Genomic DNA, 1652 nt, shown 5'->3' on the forward strand with positions numbered 1-1652 from the left:
TCAGAATTCACAAGCGCGTCGTACTGCTTCTGAAATTGCCTCTTCTGAACCCCCGTTGATGTCTTGACGGCCTGCTGCAATTCCCGCGCCTGACGTTCCGACTCCGTGAGCTTCGCCGGCTGTGCCATGTAAACATCCTCAACGTGCTTCTGCGAAGCCTGCAAATCCCGCCGCCGCCCAATGAGCGCGGCCACCTGCGGAGAATCCAGGCCGTACACATCCGCCGCCCGTGTCGCCTGTTCGTTCAGCGTTTGCAGATTTTCCGCCGTCGCCGCTGTGAACGGGACACCCAGCATAACAGTAATCCCGCCTCCAAATTACTTTGGGGCGGGATTGTGTTATCTATTATTAATGGCCCATGAGTGGAATGAGCCAAGCTCGCCCGGTATCTTCGACCCTTGAGTATATGTCTCCCCCGCTCCCTCAGTATACATTTTCAGATTAGGTGGCAGTACGATTTGTTATGCTGGATCTTTAGAAATATATGCTTTTATAAGGATTCGAGGCATATAAATTTGTATACCTGTGACCTTCTTAGAAAAGGAACTGTCGATTAGCTATGAGGTAGTGTTTATAGCCTTGTTCCATGCTGCATGACATCAAAAAATTCTTGAAGTAGTTTGTTGAAGTCAACTGTTTTTAGCGAGTCATAATGCTTATAAAAAAGCACTTCTTCGCTACTAATATTGAGAATCTCCATATCGACATCTCCTGATTCCCATACACTGACACGTCCCAAACAGATTTTAGACAGATAGTCTACTGCAATACCATCATTGTCCGTGGGTTCAGCATTTTCTATTATTTGGTCAATCGTAATTCCCCTTTCATCAAGCTTTTTACGATTTTCCTCGTTCCATTGTAAGAATCGTTTTGTCACATCACTTACCTCCCACGATTTTGATATTGGTAGCTTTAGGCATCTCAGGCAATGCTAATCCCTTTTTTAGCGCTAAACGTCCTTCAAGAGAATTTGGCCCGATAATTTTGGACCATCCGTTGCTTGTGGGTTTTATCGAAGTACTTGGGACATCAAATTCAACGTAAACACTTCCGGGTTTTGCCTGTTTCCCAAAAGCACTTATATCGGCAGGATTTGCGACATGTGTTGTCCCCGAAAAACTTTCTGGTACGGTTCCGGTTTCAAGCAATTTTTTGTATTCAGCTTGAGACATCCATCTTCCAACACGTGTAGTTCCTACATTCCCCGCGCCCTCAGTGTACATTTTCAGATTGTACTTGTCCAATAACGTGGCTTCTTCGGCTGTCATGCCGGATTTTCTCGCTGCCTCCAGCTCATCCAGCATTTTGAGGTAAGCGTTATAGGCATCATTTCCCGCGCCCTCAGCACTAGTTTCAGCGCTCTTCCCCAGACCTTTTACAGTCTCGTATGCCCTTTCCCGGTTTCCATTATATCCCTCACCCTTGCTGTTTGCAATGCTCGGCCGGTATTCGGGCAGCTCGTTCCCTCCTTTGATGCGAGCCCACTGGTCGAGATATGCTCCGGCCGTCTCTGCGGCTTTTCCCCCGAGATAGCCGCCCAATGCGCTGAGACCACCGCCGAGGGCGGTGTTCAGAGTTGCTTTTCCGGGCGCGCTCCAATCCTGATTCGCGGCAGAGCCGACGGTCCCAAGCGTGCCGAACATTATAGC

3 protein-coding genes are annotated in these 1652 nt (G+C 48.4%); all 3 read right to left on the minus strand.

Annotated elements, in window-relative coordinates; translation table 11 throughout:
* A partial coding sequence (locus BUB60_RS19395; protein WP_143162438.1) for a hypothetical protein occupies positions 1–296 on the minus strand: 296 nt, incomplete at its 3' end.
* 275 nt (positions 297–571) lie between these two features.
* Entirely contained in the window at positions 572–880 is a 309-nt protein-coding gene (locus BUB60_RS19400) for an immunity protein TriTu family protein (RefSeq protein ID WP_073083417.1), read from the minus strand.
* Position 881: 1 nt separating this feature from the next.
* The coding region (locus BUB60_RS19405) for a TreTu family toxin (RefSeq protein ID WP_207650784.1) at positions 882–1652 on the minus strand (771 nt) is incomplete at its 5' end.

It is taken from the genome of Sporobacter termitidis DSM 10068, assembly GCF_900130065.1.
Classification (GTDB): domain Bacteria; phylum Bacillota; class Clostridia; order Oscillospirales; family Oscillospiraceae; genus Sporobacter; species Sporobacter termitidis.